Source organism: Salmonella sp. NW177 (genome assembly GCF_051811585.1).
GTDB classification, from domain to species: Bacteria; Pseudomonadota; Gammaproteobacteria; order Enterobacterales; family Enterobacteriaceae; genus Salmonella; species Salmonella enterica.
Genome location: NZ_JAMMZV010000005.1, coordinates 354,967 through 377,291, shown reverse-complemented (window position 1 = coordinate 377,291; position 22,325 = coordinate 354,967). Strand labels below are relative to the sequence as shown.

At 53.8% G+C, this 22,325-nt stretch carries 16 protein-coding genes; 9 read left to right on the top strand and 7 right to left on the bottom strand.

What is annotated here, in order from left to right:
- Positions 1-112 precede the first annotated feature (112 nt).
- From murQ to tadA, 4 genes are read left to right on the top strand one after another with little or no spacing between them, the layout of a single operon-like run.
- Entirely contained in the window at positions 113-1,006 is an 894-nt protein-coding gene (gene murQ / locus NA986_RS16490; RefSeq protein ID WP_001048541.1) for an N-acetylmuramic acid 6-phosphate etherase, read from the top strand.
- A gap of 10 nt (positions 1,007-1,016) precedes the next feature.
- Entirely contained in the window at positions 1,017-2,378 is a 1,362-nt protein-coding gene (locus tag NA986_RS16485; RefSeq protein WP_000361660.1) for a PTS transporter subunit EIIC, read from the top strand.
- A gap of 3 nt (positions 2,379-2,381) precedes the next feature.
- The gene (gene yfhb, locus NA986_RS16480) at positions 2,382-3,017 is read left to right on the top strand and encodes a phosphatidylglycerophosphatase C (protein WP_000253558.1); all 636 of its coding nucleotides are present in this window, start codon (positions 2,382-2,384) and stop codon (positions 3,015-3,017) included.
- A gap of 24 nt (positions 3,018-3,041) precedes the next feature.
- Entirely contained in the window at positions 3,042-3,593 is a 552-nt protein-coding gene (gene tadA / locus NA986_RS16475; RefSeq protein ID WP_023216173.1) for a tRNA adenosine(34) deaminase TadA, read from the top strand.
- A gap of 50 nt (positions 3,594-3,643) precedes the next feature.
- On the opposite strand, the gene mltF is transcribed toward tadA, so the two are convergent.
- Positions 3,644-5,188, bottom strand: a complete 1,545-nt coding sequence (gene mltF / locus NA986_RS16470) for a membrane-bound lytic murein transglycosylase MltF (RefSeq protein ID WP_023216172.1) — start codon at positions 5,186-5,188, stop codon at positions 3,644-3,646.
- Entirely contained in the window at positions 5,189-5,419 is a 231-nt protein-coding gene (locus tag NA986_RS16465) for a hypothetical protein (RefSeq protein WP_001669324.1), read from the bottom strand.
- A gap of 24 nt (positions 5,420-5,443) precedes the next feature.
- On the opposite strand from NA986_RS16465, the gene purL reads away from it, so the two are divergent.
- The 5 genes from purL to glnB all read left to right on the top strand — a co-directional run bounded on the left by purL (position 5,444) and on the right by glnB (position 13,926).
- Positions 5,444-9,331, top strand: a complete 3,888-nt coding sequence (gene purL, locus NA986_RS16460; RefSeq protein ID WP_024147172.1) for a phosphoribosylformylglycinamidine synthase — start codon at positions 5,444-5,446, stop codon at positions 9,329-9,331.
- A 649-nt stretch (positions 9,332-9,980) separates the two neighbouring features.
- On the top strand, positions 9,981-11,411 hold the full coding sequence (qseE, locus tag NA986_RS16455) for a two component system sensor histidine kinase QseE/GlrK (protein WP_001670672.1): 1,431 nt from the start codon (positions 9,981-9,983) through the stop codon (positions 11,409-11,411).
- Position 11,412: 1 nt separating this feature from the next.
- Complete coding sequence (gene qseG / locus NA986_RS16450) at positions 11,413-12,177, top strand: two-component system QseEF-associated lipoprotein QseG (RefSeq protein ID WP_077911523.1); 765 nt, start codon at positions 11,413-11,415, stop codon at positions 12,175-12,177.
- A complete protein-coding gene (glrR, locus tag NA986_RS16445) occupies positions 12,177-13,511 on the top strand; it encodes a two-component system response regulator GlrR (RefSeq protein ID WP_024131115.1) in 1,335 nt (444 codons plus the stop codon). Before qseG ends, glrR begins: the two co-directional genes overlap by 1 nt.
- Before the next feature lie 76 nt (positions 13,512-13,587).
- Entirely contained in the window at positions 13,588-13,926 is a 339-nt protein-coding gene (glnB, locus tag NA986_RS16440; RefSeq protein ID WP_000717694.1) for a nitrogen regulatory protein P-II, read from the top strand.
- Between the two features lie 48 nt (positions 13,927-13,974).
- Here the strand turns inward: glnB and dtpD are convergent, their stop codons facing one another.
- From dtpD to hmpA, 5 genes are all read right to left on the bottom strand, one after another.
- Positions 13,975-15,435: a dipeptide permease DtpD gene (gene dtpD, locus NA986_RS16435; RefSeq protein ID WP_000856793.1), complete on the bottom strand. Its 1,461-nt coding sequence runs from the start codon at positions 15,433-15,435 to the stop codon at positions 13,975-13,977.
- A 55-nt stretch (positions 15,436-15,490) separates the two neighbouring features.
- The gene (gene cadA / locus NA986_RS16430) at positions 15,491-17,635 is read right to left on the bottom strand and encodes a lysine decarboxylase CadA (RefSeq protein WP_001100652.1); all 2,145 of its coding nucleotides are present in this window, start codon (positions 17,633-17,635) and stop codon (positions 15,491-15,493) included.
- 82 nt (positions 17,636-17,717) lie between these two features.
- Complete coding sequence (cadB, locus tag NA986_RS16425) at positions 17,718-19,049, bottom strand: cadaverine/lysine antiporter (protein ID WP_000100008.1); 1,332 nt, start codon at positions 19,047-19,049, stop codon at positions 17,718-17,720.
- A gap of 360 nt (positions 19,050-19,409) precedes the next feature.
- Positions 19,410-20,951 carry a lysine decarboxylation/transport transcriptional activator CadC gene (gene cadC, locus NA986_RS16420; protein ID WP_023136412.1) on the bottom strand — a complete coding sequence of 514 codons (1,542 nt, stop codon included), beginning with the start codon at positions 20,949-20,951 and terminating at the stop codon, positions 19,410-19,412.
- A gap of 181 nt (positions 20,952-21,132) precedes the next feature.
- A complete protein-coding gene (gene hmpA, locus NA986_RS16415; RefSeq protein WP_000883151.1) occupies positions 21,133-22,323 on the bottom strand; it encodes an NO-inducible flavohemoprotein in 1,191 nt (396 codons plus the stop codon).
- Positions 22,324-22,325: the final 2 nt, after the last annotated feature.

Here is a 22,325-nt window from a genome sequence, read left to right as displayed (position 1 = left end):
CAGCTCCTGCGAAACGTGATGGCGACGACAAAACGAAATTTCACTCGCCTGGGGGAATATTCTATTCCATCATGGACGCTTATTATGAATTAAAAATTCCAGAGGGACAAAAATGAATCTTGGTACCTTAGTGTCTGAAACCCGTAACCCGCAAACGATGGATCTGGATGCGTTGTCTACTCCTGAATTAGTTAAGCGTTTTAATGAACAGGATACGCGGGTAGCGGAAGCAGTAAAAGCCACTCTGCCTGACGTTGCGCGTGCGGTGGATGCCGCTGCGGCGGCGCTGAAGTCTGGCGGACGTATCATCTATATGGGCGCGGGCACCAGTGGTCGGCTTGGCGTACTGGATGCCTCAGAATGCCCCCCGACGTTTGGCGTTCCGCACGGTCTGGTCGTCGGGCTGATTGCCGGTGGGCCGGGCGCGTTGCTGAAAGCGGTCGAAGGCGCGGAAGACAGCCAACAGGCAGGCGAAGACGATCTTGTCGCGCTAAATCTGCAAGAACAGGATCTGGTCGTGGGGCTCGCGGCGTCGGGTCGTACACCCTATGTGATTGGCGGCCTGCGCTATGCGCGACAGTCCGGTTGTACCACTGTTGCCGTCTCCTGTAATCCAGATTCGCCTATTGCGCGGGAGGCTAATATCGCTATTTCGCCCGTTGTCGGGCCGGAAGCGCTTACCGGCTCTACGCGGCTGAAATCCGGCACCGCGCAGAAAATGGTGCTCAATATGATTTCTACCGGCGCGATGGTGAAGTTTGGCAAGGTCTATCAAAACCTGATGGTGGATATGAAAGCCACCAACGTCAAACTGGTCGATCGCGCGTGTCGGATGGTCGTTGAAGCGACCGGGATAGGTCGTGAAGAGGCGGAAACGTTGCTGAAACAGACCGATTTTGAGGTTAAGCCCGCCATTTTGATGGCGCTTACGGGGCTGGATGCTGCAGCCGCCAGGGAAAAACTCGCTGCTCATCAGGGCTTTTTAAGGGCGGCGTTAGAACACTAAAGAGGTGTGTATGGATAAGACGGCAGCGCTCGCCAGCGACATTTTACGTGGTATCGGCGGAGAGCAAAATATTCTGCGCCTGGAAAACTGTATGACGCGAGTCAGGGTGGAGGTACAGGACGACAGCCAACTGGATATTCCGCGCTTAAAAGCGTTGCCTGGCGTCAGTGGATACGTAAAGCAAGGGGAGCAACATCAGCTGATCGTTGGGCCGGGGAAGGCTGCGCAGGTGGTTGATGCGATGCGCGTGCAGATTGCCGCAGGTGGTGTAAAGCCGGACGATGCTATGGCGCGTACCAAATCCGAGGCGAAAGCGAAGTATAAAGCGCCGATGAGCGATGCGTTGCGTAAGCTGGCGAATGTTTTTATACCGCTTATCCCCGCCTTTATCGCATCCGGCTTGATTACCGGCATTATCAACATTCTTAAACGTCCGGATATCGTCGGCGATGTTGCCGTCCACTATCCTAACCTGCTGGGCCTGATGGGGATATTTGGTAGCGCGGTGTTCGCTATCATGAACATTCTGGTTGGCGTCAATACCGCGAAAGTCTTTGGCGGATCGCAGGCGTTAGGCGGCGTGATGGCGGGGATCCTTTCCAGCCCGCAACTGGCGCAGATTACGCTCTTTGGCGAGGCGCTTCAGCCGGGACGGGGCGGCGTTATCGCCGTCCTGCTGGTGGTGGCGTTAATGTGCTGGATTGAGCGCCAGTTCCGTAAGCTGCTGCCGGGGTCGCTGGAGTTAATTCTTAACCCTTTATTGACGACTGTTATCACCGGCGCGGTAGCGATTGTCGCTCTGCAACCGCTTGGCGGCTGGATTTCAGACGCTATCGCTCACGGCGCGTCCTGGGCTATCGATCGCGGCGGTTTTCTGGTGGGCGCGGTGTTAGCCGGAACCTTCCTGCCGTTGGTACTGACCGGGCTGCATCAGGGGCTGGTGCCTATTCATGTGGAGCTGGTGCAAGCGCACGGCTATAACGCGCTGTTTCCCATCCTGGCGATGGCGGGCGTTGGTCAGATAGGCGCGGCCATTGCCGTACTGATGAAAACCCGCAATGCGCGGCTCAAAAAGGTGATTAAAGGCGCGCTTCCGGTCGGACTGCTGGGGATTGGCGAGCCGCTGATTTTTGGCGTCACGCTGCCATTGGGTAAGCCATTTATTGGCGCTTGCCTCGGCGGCGCGGTAGGCGGGGCGTTGATCAGCTACTGGAAAGTGGCGACGGTAATTACCTTTGGTATTTCCGGTTTGCCGCTGGCATTAACAATTGTTGCCGGAAAAGTCCTGTTCTATCTGTTAGGCTATTTAATAGCGGTAATTGCCGGGTTTATTTTTACCTGGCTGCTGGGGTTCAATGATCCAGAGGAGTAAGGTTTGGTCAGCCACGAGCGTCGTGTCGTCTTTTTTGATTTGGATGGAACGTTACATCAACAGGATATGTTCGGCAGTTTTCTGCGTTATTTGCTGCGCCGTCAGCCGCTAAATGCGCTGCTCGTACTGCCGTTGTTGCCCATTATCGGTATCGGTTTACTGGTAAAAGGGCGTGCGGCCCGCTGGCCGATGAGTCTGTTGTTGTGGGGCTGTACTTTTGGTCATAGCGAAACGCGTTTGCAGGCGCATCAGGCGGATTTTGTCCGTTGGTTTCGCGCTAACGTCACGGCGTTTCCGGTTGTACAGGAGCGTCTGACCACCTATCTATTGAGCTCTGACGCGGATATCTGGCTTATTACCGGTTCTCCGCAATCATTGGTAGAGCAAGTCTATTTTGATACGCCGTGGCTGCCGCGCGTTAACCTCATCGCCAGCCAGATGGCGCGACGGTATGGCGGCTGGGTATTAACCGTGCGCTGTCTGGGCCATGAAAAAGTCGCGCAACTGGAACGTAAAATCGGTACGCCGCTGCGTCTTTATAGCGGCTACAGCGACAGCAAACAGGATAACCCGCTGCTTTATTTTTGCCAGCATCGCTGGCGGGTGACGCCGCACGGCGAGTTGCAGCAGCTCGAATAGTGAAACGCATAGCGTCTGTGTATAATGCCGCCCGCTTTCATTACCGGAGTTACCTCTTTGTCTGATGTCGAATTAGATCACGAATACTGGATGCGCCACGCGCTGACGCTGGCGAAACGCGCCTGGGACGAACGCGAGGTTCCGGTTGGCGCGGTATTGGTGCATAACCATCGCGTCATTGGCGAAGGCTGGAACCGACCCATTGGCCGCCACGATCCTACTGCGCATGCTGAAATAATGGCGCTGCGTCAGGGCGGTCTGGTATTGCAGAATTACCGGTTACTGGATACCACGCTGTATGTCACGCTGGAACCCTGTGTGATGTGCGCAGGCGCTATGGTGCATAGCCGCATTGGACGCGTTGTCTTTGGCGCGCGCGATGCAAAAACCGGCGCGGCCGGATCGCTAATTGATGTGCTGCACCATCCGGGAATGAATCACCGGGTCGACATTATTGAAGGGGTGCTGCGCGATGAATGTGCGACGCTGCTCAGTGATTTTTTCCGTATGCGTCGTCAGGAAATTAAAGCCCTGAAGAAAGCCGACCGTGCGGAAGGTGCGGGGCCGGTAGTATAGCGCAATGCCGGATAAGACGTTGCGCGTCGCCATCCGATAAGACCATCACGCTATTTTTCTTCTTTCTTCTGCGGCGTAAACAGTAAAGACGGCGAATGCGTCAGGTAGCCTGATGACTGCGATAAAAACGACAGGAGGGGGAAGGGCGCTTTATTCAGCTCCTCCGGCGACACCGCCGGGTAATTCTGCGCCAGTTTCATGGCTTCCGCTTCCTGCTTTTCTTTTTCCTGCAAATACCCCACTAAACTTATCTGGTATTTACGGATATTTTCCACATAAGCATAAGCCTCATGTCCACGCGCGTAACCGTAGGTTAGCTTACTGTAATACGGTTTTTGGCTTAACAGAGGCAAACGCTGCTTCACATCGGTCCAGCTATCCGGATTGCCTTTGGTTTTTACCGTCAGCGATCTGGCATCGAGCATGTGCGCATAACCCATATTGTAGGCGGCTAAGGCAAACCAGATACGCTCGTCTTCCGGAACGGTTTCGGGAACTTTAGCCATCATATCTTCAAGATAGCGAGCGCCGCCGCTGATGCTTTGCTCCGCATCGGTACGGTCGGTCAGCCCCAGACTTTGGGCGGTATTTTTAGTCAGCATCATCAGGCCGCGCACGCCGGTTGGCGAGGTCGCCAGCGGGTCCCAGTGTGATTCCTGATAAGAAATCGCCGCCAGCAGGCGCCAGTCTATCTCTTTGGCATATTTTTTAAATAACGGTTCCAGCTCCGGCAGGACGTTATCCACCGCTCGCAGGAAAGAGCGGGTATCAACGTAGTCGAAATCATCGCCATGTCCCAGATATTTCTCTTCGATCCGCGCCAGAGAACCGTCTTCATTGATCGAATTGAAAAAATCGAGCAGCGCGGCGGAGAGCGTATTATCGTCGTCCAGTCGGCTAAACCAGGTCACGGGCTGTTCATCCGTGACGTCCAGCGCCACGGCCAGCTCGGGATGAACGCGCTGAAACAGACTGATCGCCACTGAATCGGCAATGGTGTAATCCAGTTTGCCGCTGATGACCTCTTCCAGCAGCGTCGTCGAGCCTTTTTTATCATCCACTTTCCAGCTCAGGTCGGGAAACTTTGTCTCTTTTAAACGCTGTAAATCATTGACCACGACGTGCCCTGGCGCAATGGCAAGCTGATTCTCGTTAACGGTCGCCAGCGAACGTGGGCGATATTGTCCGACCCGGTAGACGAGCTGTTGCGAAACTGAATAATACATGGGGCCGGGCTGATAGTTTTTAACGCGTGCGCTGTCGTAGACCAGCCCAGCCGCGAGCAGGTCGGCATTGCCGTTATCCAGATCGTCAAACAATTGGCTGATATTCTGGCGCACCGTCACTTTCAGCTTCACGCCGAGATAGTTGGCGAACTGCTGCGCCAGTTCATAGTCCAGACCATATTTTTTACCGTTGATAACGGAATAGGTTAATGGCGAGTCGATCGTACTGACGCGCAGTACCCCCCGGGCTTGAATCGCGGCGATATGGTTTTCGGTTTTACCGAACCAGGGGATTGAGGGCCAAAGGGCTGCTGCCAGCAGCAGCGTCAATATGCCGATGAACAGATAATTAATCTTTAATTTTTTCAATTAGTTAATTCTCTGGATCGTGCGTTGCCTCGGGCTGAAAATGATGTTTTGCTGCAATAGATAAGTCATTAATGAGCGGCATTTTGCGTAACAATGCGCCAGTTGGCAACTTATTCGCAACGATAGCCGCACCGTATGACAAGAAAAAGCGGTGATTTTATTTCTACGCAAACGGTTTCGTCGGCGCGTCAGATTCTTTATAATGACGGCCGTTTCCCCCCTTGCGCACACCGAAGCTTAGAAGACGAGAGACTTATGATGGAAATTCTGCGTGGTTCGCCTGCACTGTCTGCATTCCGTATCAATAAACTGCTGGCGCGCTTTCAGGCTGCCAACCTCCAGGTCCACAATATATACGCTGAGTATGTCCATTTTGCTGACCTGAACGCCCCGTTAAATGATAGCGAGCAGGCGCAGCTTACCCGTCTGCTGCAATACGGCCCGGCGCTTAGCAGCCATACGCCGGCGGGTAAACTCCTGTTGGTCACACCGCGTCCTGGTACCATCTCCCCCTGGTCTTCAAAAGCAACGGATATCGCCCACAACTGCGGCCTGCAACAGGTTGATCGTCTGGAGCGCGGCGTAGCGTACTATATCGAGGCTTCGACGTTGACGACGGAACAGTGGCGACAAGTGGCCGCAGAGCTGCACGACCGTATGATGGAGACGGTGTTCTCTTCTTTAACCGATGCGGAAAAACTGTTTATCCACCATCAGCCTGCGCCGGTTTCCAGTGTCGATCTGCTGGGAGAAGGCCGTCAGGCGTTAATTGACGCCAACCTGCGTCTTGGTCTGGCGCTGGCGGAAGATGAAATCGACTATTTGCAGGAGGCGTTTACCAAACTGGGGCGCAACCCGAACGATATCGAACTGTACATGTTCGCCCAGGCGAACTCCGAGCACTGCCGCCACAAGATTTTTAATGCCGACTGGATTATCGACGGTAAACCGCAGCCGAAGTCGCTGTTTAAAATGATTAAAAACACCTTCGAAACCACGCCGGACTATGTGCTCTCTGCCTATAAAGACAATGCCGCGGTGATGGAAGGATCTGCGGTGGGGCGCTACTTCGCCGATCACAATACCGGCCGTTACGATTTTCATCAGGAGCCCGCGCACATTCTGATGAAGGTCGAAACGCATAACCACCCAACCGCCATCTCTCCGTGGCCGGGGGCGGCGACCGGTTCCGGCGGCGAAATTCGTGATGAAGGCGCCACCGGGCGTGGCGCGAAACCAAAAGCCGGGCTGGTGGGCTTCTCCGTTTCCAACCTGCGTATTCCGGGCTTTGAACAGCCGTGGGAAGAGGATTTTGGCAAGCCGGAACGCATTGTCACCGCGCTGGATATCATGACCGAAGGTCCGCTGGGCGGCGCGGCGTTTAACAACGAATTTGGTCGCCCGGCGCTGACCGGTTACTTCCGTACCTACGAAGAGAAGGTCAACAGCCATAACGGCGAAGAGCTGCGCGGCTACCATAAGCCGATCATGCTGGCGGGCGGGATCGGTAATATCCGCGCCGATCACGTGCAGAAAGGCGAGATCGTCGTGGGCGCGAAGCTGATCGTCCTTGGCGGCCCGGCGATGAATATCGGCCTCGGCGGCGGGGCGGCATCGTCAATGGCTTCCGGCCAGTCTGATGCGGATCTCGATTTTGCCTCTGTTCAGCGCGACAACCCGGAAATGGAACGCCGCTGCCAGGAAGTGATCGACCGCTGCTGGCAGTTGGGCGACGCTAACCCAATCTTGTTTATCCATGATGTGGGCGCGGGCGGTCTCTCCAATGCGATGCCGGAGCTGGTGAGCGACGGCGGGCGCGGCGGGAAATTCGAACTGCGCGACATTCTTAGCGACGAGCCAGGCATGAGCCCGCTGGAAATCTGGTGTAACGAATCCCAGGAGCGCTACGTACTGGCGGTCGCGGCTGACCAGTTGCCGCTGTTCGATGAACTGTGTAAGCGCGAACGCGCGCCGTATGCGGTCATTGGCGACGCTACCGAAGAACAGCATCTCTCGTTGCATGATAACCATTTCGACAATCAGCCGATCGACCTGCCGCTGGATGTCCTGCTGGGCAAAACGCCGAAAATGACCCGCGATGTGCAAACATTGAAGGCGAAAGGCGATGCGCTGAACCGCGCGGATATCACAATTGCCGACGCGGTAAATCGTATTCTGCATCTGCCGACCGTGGCGGAAAAAACCTTCCTTGTCACTATTGGCGACCGTACCGTCACCGGTATGGTGGCGCGTGACCAGATGGTTGGCCCGTGGCAGGTCCCGGTGGCTGACTGCGCGGTCACTACCGCCAGCCTCGACAGCTACTACGGCGAAGCGATGTCGATTGGCGAGCGCGCGCCGGTGGCGCTGCTGGACTTTGCCGCCTCCGCCCGTCTGGCCGTCGGTGAAGCGTTGACTAACATTGCCGCGACGCAGATTGGCGATATCAAGCGCATCAAGCTTTCCGCTAACTGGATGGCGGCAGCCGGTCATCCTGGCGAAGATGCCGGTTTGTATGACGCGGTTAAAGCGGTGGGAGAGGAACTCTGTCCGCAGCTTGGCCTGACGATTCCGGTGGGCAAAGATTCGATGTCGATGAAAACCCGCTGGCAGGAAGGCAACGAACAGCGCGAAATGACCTCGCCGCTGTCGCTGGTGATTTCCGCGTTTGCCCGTGTGGAAGACGTGCGTCACACCCTTACGCCGCAGCTGTCAACGGAAGATAACGCCTTGTTGCTGATCGATCTTGGCAAGGGCCACAACGCGCTGGGCGCAACGGCGCTGGCGCAGGTCTATCGTCAGCTTGGCGACAAACCCGCGGACGTGCGTGACGTCGCGCAACTGAAAGGCTTCTATGACGCCATGCAGGCGCTGGTCGCTGCGCGTAAATTACTGGCCTGGCACGACCGTTCCGACGGCGGTCTGCTGGTGACGCTGGCCGAGATGGCCTTTGCCGGCCACTGCGGCGTGCAGGTCGATATCGCTGCGCTGGGCGATGACCATCTGGCCGCACTGTTCAACGAGGAGCTGGGCGGCGTGATTCAGGTACGCGCTGAAGACAGAGACGCGGTCGAAGCGCTGTTGGCGCAGTACGGCCTTGCTGACTGCGTCCACTACCTTGGTCAGGCCCTGGCTGGCGATCGCTTTGTGATTACCGCTAATGACCAGACGGTATTCAGCGAAAGCCGCACTACGCTGCGTGTCTGGTGGGCGGAAACGACCTGGCAGATGCAGCGTCTGCGCGACAATCCGCAATGTGCTGACCAGGAACACGAGGCGAAAGCGAATGATGCCGATCCGGGCCTCAACGTGAAGCTGTCGTTTGATATTAATGAAGATATCGCCGCGCCGTACATTGCGACAGGCGCACGACCGAAAGTCGCTGTACTGCGCGAGCAGGGGGTGAACTCTCACGTGGAGATGGCGGCGGCGTTCCATCGTGCGGGCTTTGACGCGATTGACGTCCATATGAGCGACCTGCTGGGCGGTCGTATCGGTCTGGGCAACTTCCATGCGCTGGTGGCTTGCGGCGGCTTTTCCTACGGCGACGTGCTGGGGGCGGGCGAAGGCTGGGCGAAATCCATTCTGTTTAACCATCGGGTGCGCGACGAATTCGAAACCTTCTTCCATCGTCCGCAGACGCTGGCGCTGGGCGTGTGCAACGGTTGCCAGATGATGTCGAATCTGCGCGAGCTGATCCCGGGCAGCGAACTGTGGCCGCGTTTTGTACGTAACCATTCTGACCGCTTCGAAGCCCGCTTCAGCCTGGTGGAAGTGACGCAAAGCCCATCGCTGCTGCTGCAAGGAATGGTAGGCTCACAGATGCCGATTGCGGTTTCCCATGGGGAAGGGCGCGTTGAGGTGCGGGACGATGCGCATCTTGCCGCGCTTGAGAGCAAAGGCCTGGTCGCCCTGCGCTACGTTGATAACTTTGGTAAGGTGACCGAAACCTATCCGGCTAACCCGAACGGTTCGCCGAACGGCATCACGGCGGTGACGACCGAAAATGGTCGGGTGACGATTATGATGCCGCATCCGGAACGCGTATTCCGCACCGTCGCCAACTCCTGGCACCCGGAAAACTGGGGCGAGGATAGCCCGTGGATGCGTATCTTCCGTAATGCGCGTAAGCAGCTTGGTTAATTAGCCCGATAGCCATTAAGCCCCTCTTCACGAGGGGCTTTTTTGTAGACGGCGCTTATCAGGCCCACGGGGAAGCGCGGTTGAAGCTACCGTCTTGAACGTCAAGCGGTAGGCCGGATAAGGCGTTTACGCCGCCATCCGGCAATAAACTAGTGCTTATGCCGCAAGATTAAAGTGTCGGGAAATCCCGACATGAGTGGGGGATAGGTTGTCGCCAAAAAGAGACATTTAACTATTTGATTTTAAATTGTTTTATTTTTAGGTGTTGCAGGTGTTGCTGATTGGCGACAGAAAGGGCAAAAAACAGACAGAGCCATTTTTAGCATGAATAACGATATTTTTCATATCTATCATTGTGTTAACAAAGTCTTTTGAATGTTGGCACAATTACTGCATAATGATAACCAGTGGCTCATTCACCTTCTTATGTCAGCCCCTTAGGGACGCGCTACATAAACTTCGAATGACGCACAACAAGGTGCCTGCCGTCCAACTTCTGATAATAGCGTAGCTTTATCAACCTCCGGGCGAAACGTCGAGTTAGGCACCGCCTTATTCCATAACAAAGCCGGGTTTAGCCCGGCTTTGTTGTATCTGGCGCTTCCCTCGGTTAGCATCTTTTTTATTCTTCTTTTATGTGAGCGACACGTTGAAGCGCTGGTCTGTTTTCCCCCGTTCTTTACGACAATTGGTCATGCTGGCCTTTTTGCTGATCCTGCTGCCGTTGCTGGTTCTGGCCTGGCAGGCGTGGCAAAGCCTTAACGCGTTAAGCGATCAGGCTGCGGTGACTAACCGCAGCACGCTTATTGACGCCCGGCGCAGCGAGGCGATGACCAACGTCGCGCTTGAGATGGAGCGAAGCTACCGACAGTATTGCGTGCTTGACGATCCGACGCTGGCAAAAGTGTATCAAAGCCAGCGTAAGCGCTATAGCGATATGCTGGACGCCCATGCCGGCGTCTTGCCGGATGATAAGTTGTATCAGGCGTTACGCCAGGATTTAAACGCGCTGGCGCAATTGCAGTGTAAAGATAGCGGCCCGGAAGCGGCAGCGGCCGCGCGCCTGGAGGCCTTTGCCAACGCGAATACGGAAATGGTGCAGGCGACGCGTACCGTGGTTTACTCGCGCGGGCAGCAGTTACAACAAGAAATCGCCGAGCGCGGACAATTTTTCGGCTGGCAGGCGCTGGTGCTATTTCTGGTGAGCCTGGCGATGGTGCTACTTTTTACCCGCATGATTATCGGGCCGGTGAAAGGAATTGAACGGATGATTAATCGCCTGGGCGAAGGCCGTTCTTTAGGGAATACCGTCACCTTTACCGGTCCGCGTGAATTACGATCGGTGGGGCAGCGCATTATCTGGCTGAGTGAGCGTCTGGCGTGGCTGGAATCCCAGCGCCATCAGTTTCTACGTCACCTGTCCCATGAGCTGAAAACTCCGCTGGCCAGTATGCGCGAGGGGACAGAGCTGCTGGCCGATCAGGTGGTTGGGCCGCTGACGCCGGAGCAAAAAGAGGTGGTCGATATTCTGGATGACAGCAGTCGTAATTTACAAAAATTGATTGAGCAATTGCTTGATTACAACCGGAAACTGGTAGACAGTGCCACAGAGCTGGAAGCGGTCGATATCGCGCCGCTTGTGGATATGGTGGTTTCCGCCCACAGTTTGCCTGCCCGCGCTAAAATGATGCATACCGATGTCGACCTGGAGGCCGAACGCTGTATAGCAGAGCCCATGTTGCTGATGAGCGTGCTGGATAATCTCTATTCCAACGCGGTGCACTATGGCGCTGAATCCGGTAACATTTGTATCCGTAGCCGCTCTCAGGGCTCCACGGTTTATATCGATGTGGTTAATAGCGGCGAGCCGATTCCGCAAACTGAAAGAGAAATGATTTTTGAGCCTTTTTTCCAGGGAAGCCACCAGCGAAAAGGGGCGGTAAAAGGCAGTGGGTTAGGGCTGAGTATCGCCAGAGATTGTATTCGTCGAATGCAGGGAGAGATCCAACTGGTGGATGACAACGCGCAGGAAGTCTGTTTTCGCATCTCGCTGCCATTGCCTGCATCTGACAAACACTAATATGAATTTAAGCCTGGTGCGTATGTCACACGTTTTCGTCCAAACTATTAAACGATGCCTTTTGCGGTGGGGAATACCGGTGGGTATATCGTGTCTGGCGCTGACCGCATGTGTTCCCCATGCTTCACAGCAACTGCCCGGTAGCGCAGCGCAGGACACGCTCCCCCATTATCAACTGGCGGATTATCTCCCGACGGCGTGCGCGGATATCTGGTCGCTACGCGGGCAGGCGGTGGAGACGAATCCGCTGTACTGGCTACGCACGATTGACTGCGCCGATCGTCTGATGCCGGTTCAGTCGCGCGCAGAGGCGCGCGCGTTGACGGATGATAACTGGCAGAATGCCTTCAGGCGCGGGATTTTACTGGCGGATGCAAAAATTACGCCGCCGGAGCGGCGCGCCATAGTGACCCGTCTGGAGGCGTTAAGCGCGCAAATACCGGCTCAGGTACGGCCCGTCTACCAAATCTGGCATGACGGTCAGGCGCTGCAATTAGCGCTTTCTGCCGAACGTCAGCGTTATAGCAAACTCCAGCAAACGTCAGATAGTGAGCTGGATGCGCTGCGCCAGCAGCAACAGGCCTTGCAAACGCAGCTCGATCTTACCACCCGTAAGCTGGAGAGTTTAACCGATATTGAGCGCCAGCTTTCGACACGAAAACCGGCAGGGAATTACAACGCCGATACGCCGCATACGAATGACAAACCCGCGACGTCTGAAGATGGCGCGGCGTCGTCGCCGTCACAAGATGAGGTAACGCCATGATAAGCCGTAAACCGGCGCACCTGCTGCTGGTCGATGACGATCCCGGATTACTGAAATTGCTCGGTATGCGCCTGACCAGTGAAGGATACAGCGTCGTGACCGCAGAGAGCGGCCAGGAAGGACTGCGGGTACTGCATCGGGAAAAAGTGGATCTGGTAATAAGCGACCTGCGCATGGACGAAATGGATGGTATGCAACTGTTCACAGAAATTCAGAAAGTACAGCCGGGAATGCCGGTTATCATTCTGACGGCGCATGGTTCCATTCCGGATGCGGTGGCCGCTACCCAGAAAGGCGTATTCAGCTTTTTGACGAAGCCGATCGACAGAGACGCGTTATATAAAGCGATAGATGAAGCGCTGGAACAGTCCGCTCCCGCGACGGACGATAGCTGGCGCAACGCTATCGTTACCCGTAGCCCGCTGATGCTGCGACTGCTTGAACAGGCGCGCATGGTCGCGCAGTCGGATGTCAGCGTATTGATTAACGGACAAAGCGGCACCGGGAAAGAGATTTTCGCACAGGCGATTCATAATGCCAGCCCGCGCAGTAACAAGCCGTTTGTCGCCATCAACTGCGGCGCGTTGCCGGAACAGTTGCTGGAGTCCGAATTATTCGGCCATGCGCGCGGCGCCTTTACCGGCGCAGTGAGCAATCGTGAAGGGTTGTTCCAGGCGGCGGAAGGCGGCACGCTGTTTCTGGATGAAATTGGCGATATGCCCGCGCCGTTACAGGTGAAGCTGCTGCGGGTGTTACAGGAGCGCAAAGTCAGACCGCTGGGCAGCAATCGCGATATTGATATCGACGTGCGAATTATTTCCGCGACGCACCGCGATCTGCCGAAGGCGATGGCGCGGGGCGAATTTCGTGAAGATTTGTACTACCGGCTGAATGTCGTGAGCCTGAAAATTCCGGCGCTGGCGGAGCGTACCGAGGATATTCCGCTGCTGGCTAATCATCTGCTCAGACAGTCGGCACAGCGGCATAAACCGTTTGTTCGCGCCTTTTCTACTGATGCAATGAAACGGCTGATGACGGCAAGCTGGCCGGGCAACGTGCGTCAACTGGTCAACGTCATTGAACAATGCGTGGCGTTAACCTCTTCGCCGGTGATCAGCGATGCGTTGGTCGAGCAGGCGCTGGAAGGCGAAAACACCGCGCTGCCAACTTTTGCCGAAGCGCGAAACCAATTTGAACTGAACTATCTGCGCAAGTTACTGCAAATTACCAAAGGTAACGTGACGCACGCGGCAAGGATGGCGGGGCGCAACCGCACGGAATTCTATAAGCTACTCTCCCGTCACGAACTGGATGCGAATGATTTCAAAGAGTAGTTTTCATGCCGTAAAGTAGCGCGAAATATGTTACGTTTAACCGATCAAAACACAGGCGACCTTTTCAAGGAATAGCATGAAAAAGATTGATGCGATTATTAAACCCTTCAAGCTGGACGATGTCCGTGAAGCGCTGGCCGAGGTAGGTATTACCGGCATGACGGTCACTGAAGTCAAAGGCTTTGGCCGTCAAAAAGGCCACACCGAGCTGTATCGCGGCGCGGAATATATGGTGGATTTTCTGCCGAAGGTAAAAATTGAAATCGTTGTGCCTGACGACATCGTGGATACCTGTGTTGACACCATCATTCGTACCGCGCAGACGGGGAAAATCGGCGACGGTAAGATCTTTGTCTTTGATGTCGCCCGCGTTATTCGTATCCGTACTGGCGAAGAAGACGACGCGGCTATCTGATGTGCCGATTCGCTGCCCGTCTCCTCCTTGTGGGCAGCGAACCACCGTTTAATCGCCCTGCGGTAGCGCCGATGTAGTCCGGGTGCAAACCCATCTCAGGCCGACAATGGCGACGATCAGCGCCACGCAACTTAGCGTCCACTCGCCCATTTGCGAGAAAAAGTGTCCGTAGGCGGCTACCGCCGTATCACTAATTTGCGATTCCGTGGTTTGTTGCGCGACGACGCCAGCCAGCCAGTTAGCGACCGCGCCGGTCGCCAGCATATAAATACCGGTCAGTACGCCCGTGACGCCAGGCAGGTTGAGGCGGGTAATTTGCGCCATCGCGACCGGATCAATAAACAGCTCTGCAAAGCCCATCAGCGCCAGCCCTGCGATCATCATTCCCATTGATGCCTGCCCGTCTAACCGGGCCTGATGCGCGTTTAGCGCCAACAGCATAAAACCGCCGCCCATTAATACCAGCCCCACGGCAAATTTAAGCCAGACGCGCAGCACCGAGCGGGCGCTCTCTTTCGGGCTGCTCAGCCACGCCAGCACCACGCCCGCCGCCATCACCGCAATCGCATTGACCGACTGGAACAATGCGGTGGGGACGGTCATGTTCAGCCAGTGGCGGTTGACAAAACGGTCGATGAATAAACTGATCGAACTTCCGCCCTGCTGCGCCAGAACCCAAAAGAGAGTGCCGGTGATCATTAACAGAACGATTTGCCACAAGGCGCGACGGTGTTCGGGAAATTTAACCATAATACGGGCGATAAGTTGCGCCGCGAAGACGCAGACAATGGCCAGCACATAGCCAGACCAGTTATTTTCCAGCAGGAGGGTGAAGAATACCGGCGCGATACACAGCATTAATACCAGCCAACCCCAGGTTGGAAGGGCGAATTTAACCGCCCGCAGCGCGGGGCGATTAACACCGCGCGTCTGCTGAAAGTGGCGATGACCGCTTAAAAAGATGAGCAGGCCGATGAACATTCCGACGCCCGCCAGCGCAAAGCCGACATGCCAGCCATACCACTGCGCCGCCAGACCACAGGCGATCGGCGCGGCTATCGATCCAATATTCCCGGCGGCGTAGAGCAGCGAGAATCCCCCGTCGCGGCGGTTGTCATCAGGGGCGTAAAGTTCGCCCAGCAGACAGCTAATATTGGATTTAAACAAGCCGTAGCCGCAGATAATAATGGCCAGCGCCGCATATAAACTCAACGTTGAATCAGATTCTAAGCCCAATACCACATGACCCAGCGTCATCAACAGGGCGCCGGTGATAACCGCCACGCGGTTGCCAAGCAGGCGGTCGGCAAGCCAGCCGCCAAGAATAGGGGTAACGTAAACTAAGGAGGCGTAGGCGCTGAAGAGGTTGATCGCGTGGCTGTCATTAAAACCAAGCTGGTGGGTAAGATAAAGGATGAGTAAGGCACGCATGCCGTAAAAGCTGAAGTATTCCCAAATTTGAATCGCCACGATGTAAAAAATCGCGCGCGGTTGTGAGGGTGTTTTCATAAAGTCTCCTTGCTGCGTGAAAAAAGGGAAGTGGCAAGCCACTTCCCTTTGGTACTTATTTCGTATTTTCTTTCAGCACCTTAACGGTGTAACGTCCGTCTGCCTGACGATAGGCGCCGTGGATATCGGTTTCGAAGCCCGGATAGTGGGCGCCGATTTCGCACAGCATTTGCAGGAATTCCAGTACCGGACGGCTTTCCTCGGTGATCATTTCACCAGGCATCACCAGCGGCACTCCCGGAGGGTAAGGAAGGATCATGTTGGCGTTGACGCGTCCAACCATCTCTTCAAGATACACCTCTTCCGTTTCGCCATGCAGCTCTTTCTGGAACGCAGTATACGGCGTCATCACCATTTTCGGCAGCACTTCAAACGCACGGTACATTAAGTCCGGCAGATTATGATGTTCGACCAGTTTATGAATATTCTGTGCCAGTTCCTGGATGCGCATATTTTCATAAAACTCAGGCGCTTCGCGGTACAGTGCCGGCAGAATGTTTTTGACGCGCAGGTTCAGGTCAAAGGCGCGTTTAAATTCAGTGAGCGCGCGCAGCAGGCTCAGAGCTTTGGTTTTGTCGATACCAATGCTGAACAGGAACAGCAGGTTGTATGGACCGGTTTTTTCTACGATGATGCCGCGTTCATCGAGATATTTGGCGACCAGACTTGCCGGAATACCGAATTCATCCATCGTACCGTCTTTCTTCATCCCCGGCGTCAGGATAGTGACTTTGATCGGGTCGAGGTACATGTGTTCGTTATCGATATTTTTGAAGCCATGCCATGCGCTATCTGAACGCAGCGGCCAGCACTCAGCTCCATCGATATGTTCCGGCTGCCATACGTCAAAGAACCAGCCGTCAGATTCGCTTTTCAGGCGTTTAATTTCTTTACGGAATTTAATCGCACGTTCAATAGAGCCGTTAATCAGGCGTTTACCCGCATTACCTTTCATCATCGCCGCTGCGGTTTCAGTAGACGCTACGATACCGTAGTGCGGAGAAGTGGTGGTATGCATCATGTAGGCTTCGTTAAAGGTTTCTTCGTTAATGTCGCCTTTAACATGAATCATGGATGCCTGTGAAAACGCCGCCAGCAGTTTATGCGTGGACTGGGTTTCATAAATGATTTTGCCTTCTACACGGTCGCCGCTCATACCGCATTTACCCTGATAAATAGGGGAGAAATTGGTATAAGGCACCCAGGCGGAGTCAAAATGAATGGACTTCACGTCCAGAGTTTTCTTGATGTAGTCAGTGTTATACAACAGACCGTCATAGGTTGAGTTAGTAATAACAGCATGGACCGGCCAGGTTGCGTTAGGCGTCTCTTTTACCCGTTTAGCGATAGTGGCGTGCTGGAACTCGCTTTGCGGAATACCGCCAAGAATACCGTAGGCGTTACGGGTTGGGCGGAAATAAATCGGCGTAATGTCGCTCATCATCATCAGATGGGTCAGCGATTTATGGCAGTTACGGTCAATCAGTACCGTGCTGCCTGCCGGCGCGGAGTACATACCGACGATTTTGTTCGCCGTAGAGGTGCCGTTCGTCACCATGTAGCTACGTTCGGCGTTAAAGACGCGGGCGATATACTCTTCTGCTTCTTTATGCGGGCCGGAGTGGTCCAGCAGCGAACCCAGTTCGGAAACGGAAATCGAAATATCGGATTTCATCGTGTTCGGGCCGAAGAAATCATAAAAGATGCTGCCGACGGGGCTTTTCTGGAAAGCGGTCCCGCCCATGTGGCCAGGCGTACAGAAAGTATATTTCCCTTCGCGCACATATTTGAACAACGCTTTTGTCAACGGCGGCAGAATATTGTCGATGTATTCATCGGTATTCTGGCGAATTTTCGCCGCGATATCGGCTGCGGCGCCTAAAGCATATTCAAAGAAGCGAACCTGCATTCTCAGATCGTTGAGGCTGACGTCCAGCGTAGAGTAGCTGTTGGCGAAGGCGTACAGCGGCATATACTCGTTCAGCTTGCTAATCTCTTCGCAAAGCTCAAGGTTATATTTATCCCAGTCGAAAATGACGCCGCAAAGGCGGGAGTTATTTTCAATCAGCTTCAGCAGGTCTTCTCGGTCGTTTGGATAGACGATACGGAAATTTAAACCTTCCAGTGCACGATGCAGTTCACGAATAGGCTCTTCTTTAAAGTAGACGCCCATGTGGTTCATGATAGCAATAACGTTCATAGTCTTGTTCCTGGTAAAGTGGGCCCCTCCCGCTACGCTATAGCAGGTGACGAAAGGGGCTTTGAGAAAAAGGAGTTAGCGGTTAAAGCGCTTCAGCCGTATTGTTGTCGCTGTCGTTGTTCTGGCGCTGGTGCATTTTGCGACCGTAGAACATCAGGATGATCAGACTGACGATAAAGGTGCCGGAGAGTTCGAAGGAGCTGGCGCCCATCAGTGCGATGAAGCAAAATGCGCAGCCCAGTACAGAACAAATCAGGCTTACCGAGTTACGGATGTTGAACCCTTCGAAGCGAATCAGGTCAACACAGGAGTAGAAGTACGGCAGCATGGTAAGCAGTACGGCAATCCCGGTCAGTTCGCCGAACAGGTCGGACGCTTTACCGCCGCTGGAGTTCATGATGGTGATCAGAATCATCAGCGCCGTCATTTTCACCGCAGCCAACAGCAGACCTTTTTTCGGAATACCGTTTTTATCCATTTCACCGTAAATTTTCGGGAAGTTGCCGTCGTTAGCGGCGCGAACCCCAGCCTGGCCGACCAGCATCATCCAGGAGCCCAGAGACGTCAGGCAGGCGAAAGCGGTAAAGGCGGAAACCAGCGGCGCAGCCCAGCCACCCAGAATCGTGGAGGTACTGATAGCGAACGGCGCGCCGGAAGAGGCCATAACGGAAGCTGGGAACATCCCGGCGATAACCTGAGTCGCAGCGATATAGATGATGCCTGCCAGCGCGGTACCCAGCATGGTTGCCAGAGGTACGGTGCGTTTCGGGTTTTTCACCATGCCGGTGCTGACGGCGGCAGACTCAACGCCAACGAACGCCCACAGGCAGAGCAGAATACTTTTAACAATGGCGTGAGAGTCGGTCGTCGTAGACGTGTTCCAGTTCGCGTGATAGGTCGCGATATCGAACCAATGCCAGCCGGCGACTGCGGTCAAGACTACCGGGATCAGCACCAGGAATAGGCCAATCGTTGTTAAGCGGCTGACCCAGGCCCCGCCCAGCATATTAATAAAGGTGAACAGCCAGACGATAGCAATACAGGCAATACCTGCCGGTATTGGATTATTTAATGCCGGGAAGAATGTAGAAAGATAAGAAACAGCGGTAATGCCGATGGCTAAGTTACCAATCCAGTTTGCGTGATAATAAAGAACACCGGTCTGGAAACCAAACGCCGGAGATATTTCCCCAGCATAAGCGATAGGGCCACCCTGTTGAGGGTTTTTGGTTGCCAGCCTCGCATAAACATAAGCCAGCGACATTGCCCCAATAATAGAAATTACCCAGCCCCAGATGGCAATGCCACCAATACTGGCAAGGTTGGCGGGTAATAATGCAATCCCGCTCCCCATCATATTACCGGCAACGACGCCAGTACAGGCAAATAGCCCGATCTTTTTGACAGAACTCATGTTCATTTCTCCTGAGCTGTATTTTTAAGAACCGGGCTTATGCTTCATATATGCTGCGTGCCCGTTCAACTGTCGACAAGATTAACGAATGGGTTGAGATAAGTCCTAAAGAAAAAGTGAAATAAACACAAACATGAAAAAACTGATAGATTGATTTTTTTGAATTAACATATAAATATCATGGAAAATATCATGAAAGGATAAACATCGTTTAATTACAAAGGGTTATATTTACATTTCTTTGCGATGAATATGTTGCCAAAATTAACATAAGCTATTTTTGGCAACATATTTTTCACAAAATAAAAGCGAAAAATTTAATATCTTTTCGCTTTTATTTGTCATGGTTCAGCGTTAAATTTAATCTTCTGCCAGAAAACTATTCAGATAAGGGACAATTTTCTGAACGGATGTCTGAAATACGCCGTTCTCGATCCAGTACAGCGTATTTTCACCTGGACGTAAATTAAAGGCGGTCAGATAGGCATCAGCGGCCAGACGATTCTCACCTTTCATTTCGTAAACTTTCCCCAACAGGACATAGTTAAACCACGACATTTCAAGCTCGATGCTTTTATTGATTTCCTCATACGCTGCATCGATATCACCTTTGCCCAAAAGATCAACGGTCTTGATTTTATAATAAACAGACGTTTTCTCAACGCCCGGAATTTGATCTATTTTTTTAAACTCTTCGTTCAGCGCAGCCACTTGTTCTTTATCAAACGGCTGTTGTGATTGCCGTAATACATCTACCAGCACTTTATATTCATAGGCATAGTTGAAATCAGGCGTTTCCTTAATAATGCCATTCAGAATATCGCTGGCTTTACCTAGCGCCTGCGCATCGCCGCTCAGAATAAGCTGGCGCGCCTCATAAAAACGCATCAGCGCGGTATTTTGCGGCGTTCTGAACAGGGCCAGTTGTTCTCGCATACGATTAGGCCAGGGCTGTGTTAAAACGAAAGACAGGCTATTAAACAGATCATCCTGGATGGACAACTGGTTAGTATTGGTGACGAAATAACGCTTATCCAGCATGGTTGAACCATCGGCGTTATCAATGAGCACAACAGACATAAAGCACTGCTGCGCCCGATAGTGGCGCTGATTGACAAACTGAATGGTTAACGTCTTACCGGAGCTGCTTGGCTCATTGACCCGGTAATTGGTTTTATCGTGCACCATAAAGGTCGAGTAGGTGTTCAGCAGGTCGGTGATTAAGCCGCCCAGACCGATGGCGTAGGACTCCTGCGAGACCCAGTTATTACAGGAATTGCCGCCTTCAAAACGAACATCTATATCTCGTGGGTTAAGTAATAACCGCGTTTTTGTTACCGCGGCATTATGATCTACCACCGACATCACGATAAACACCACCAGCGTCGCCAGCGAGAGCAGGAACATCACCCACGTCCAGAAAGCGGCGATACGCGGCTTTTTCGCCTTTTTAGTCGGCGTTTGCAAAGAGGCGGGCGGCACAGGCGCAGCGGCAGGAACCCCCTCTGTCGGTTCTGCATTCGTCGCTGCGATCGGCGGCGGCGACGTTGATGAATTATCGATCTCATCGCTATTTTCTTCGCACCAGATAACCGGCGCCGTCAGCTTATAGCCGCGTTTAGGTACGGTAACGATGTATTCAGCATTGCTGTCTCCGCCATCTCTTAATGATTTGCGTAGTTCAGAAATGCTTTGGGTGACAACATGGTTGGTCACGATGGTGCGCATCCAGACATGATCAATAATGTTATCCCGGCTTAACACTTCATCCGGATGATGCGCAAAATACATCAGAAGATCGATCAGCCGTGGTTCAAGAGTAATCTGGCGTCCCTGACGACTGATCTGATTAACAGAAGGTGTAACCAGCCACTCTCCAATGCGTACAACAGGTTGCTGCATAAAAAGATGCCCTAACGAGCTAAGTCAAACGTTAATAATAACACGATTTGCACAGACTTTTTTTATTCCCCTTTTTTGTAAAAGAAAGGCATAAAAAGCAGCGCAATAAGCAGGGGAACGGGGAGGAAAACGGGCGTTCGCCTTAACGATAACGCCCGTTTTTTCAGAGGATTTCTTGCAATTACAGCACCTTATGCGGGCCGAAGCATTCGTAATGAATGTTTTCGTTATTCACGCCAAGGGAAACCAGTTGTTTTGCGGCAAACTGCATAAAGCCTACCGGGCCGCAAAGATAGAACTGCATTGCCGGATCGCTGATCGCGGCTTCCAGTTTGCTTAAATCCATCAGCCCTTCGCTGTCAAAGAGGCGTTGGGCGCGATCGGCCTCGGTCGGTTCGCGGTACCAGGTATGGGCAGTGAAACGCGGCAGTGTACGGCCCAGCTCGCTCACTTCGTCGGCAAACGCATGAACGTCGCCGTTCTCCGCCGCGTGGAACCAGTTCACCTGCGCGGTATGCTGTCCTTTCGCCAGCGTATCGAGCATCGCCAACATCGGCGTCTGGCCGACGCCAGCGGAAATCAGCGAAACGGGGGTATCAGCGGCGACATTCATAAAGAAGTCACCTGCCGGCGCAGCCAGATGCACCACATCGCCTACGCTGGCGTGATGGTGTAACCAGTTTGATACCTGGCCGCCGTCTTCACGCTTCACGGCAATACGGTACCCTTTGCCATCGGGTTTACGGGTCAGTGAATATTGGCGGATCTCCTGATGCGCAAAACCTTCCGGCTTCAGCCAGACGCCCAGATACTGCCCGGGACGGTATTCCGCCACCGTACCGCCGTCGACCGGTTCAAACTCAAAGCTGGTGATCAGTGCGCTACGCGGGGTTTTCGCAACGATGCGGAAGGGGCGCGTGCCTTCCCAGCCGCCGTCTTTGCTGGCGTTCTCGTGATAAATCTCGGCTTCCCGATGAATAAAGACGTTAGCCAGTACGCCATAGGCTTTGCCCCACGCGTCCAGCACTTCCTGGCCCGGGTTGAACATTTCGTCCAGCGTCGCCAGCAGATGTGTCCCGACGATGTTGTACTGCTCCGGCTTAATCTGGAAGCTGGTGTGCTTCTGCGCGATTTTTTCTACCGCCGGCAGCAACGCCGGTAAATTTTCGATATTGCTGGCGTAGGCCGCGATAGCATTAAACAGGGCTTCGCGCTGATCGCCGTTACGCTGGTTGCTCATATTGAAGATTTCTTTGAGCTCTGGGTTATGCGTAAACATACGGTCGTAGAAGTGGGCGGTCAGTTTCGGTCCTGTTTCAACCAGCAGGGGAATGGTGGCCTTTACTGTAGCGATGGTTTGTGCGTCAAGCATAC

Excerpts from the sequence above, each read along its gene's own strand:
- murQ (WP_001048541.1), top strand. The coding sequence starts at position 113 with ATGAATCTTGGTACCTTAGTGTCTGAAACCCGTAACCCGCAAACGATG.
- NA986_RS16485 (WP_000361660.1), top strand. The coding sequence starts at position 1,017 with ATGGATAAGACGGCAGCGCTCGCCAGCGACATTTTACGTGGTATCGGC.
- tadA (WP_023216173.1), top strand. The coding sequence starts at position 3,042 with ATGCCGCCCGCTTTCATTACCGGAGTTACCTCTTTGTCTGATGTCGAA.
- purL (WP_024147172.1), top strand. The coding sequence starts at position 5,444 with ATGATGGAAATTCTGCGTGGTTCGCCTGCACTGTCTGCATTCCGTATC.
- qseG (WP_077911523.1), top strand. The coding sequence starts at position 11,413 with ATGAATTTAAGCCTGGTGCGTATGTCACACGTTTTCGTCCAAACTATT.
- glnB (WP_000717694.1), top strand. The coding sequence starts at position 13,588 with ATGAAAAAGATTGATGCGATTATTAAACCCTTCAAGCTGGACGATGTC.
- dtpD (WP_000856793.1), bottom strand. The coding sequence starts at position 15,435 with ATGAAAACACCCTCACAACCGCGCGCGATTTTTTACATCGTGGCGATT.
- cadA (WP_001100652.1), bottom strand. The coding sequence starts at position 17,635 with ATGAACGTTATTGCTATCATGAACCACATGGGCGTCTACTTTAAAGAA.
- cadB (WP_000100008.1), bottom strand. The coding sequence starts at position 19,049 with ATGAGTTCTGTCAAAAAGATCGGGCTATTTGCCTGTACTGGCGTCGTT.
- cadC (WP_023136412.1), bottom strand. The coding sequence starts at position 20,951 with ATGCAGCAACCTGTTGTACGCATTGGAGAGTGGCTGGTTACACCTTCT.
- hmpA (WP_000883151.1), bottom strand. The coding sequence starts at position 22,323 with ATGCTTGACGCACAAACCATCGCTACAGTAAAGGCCACCATTCCCCTG.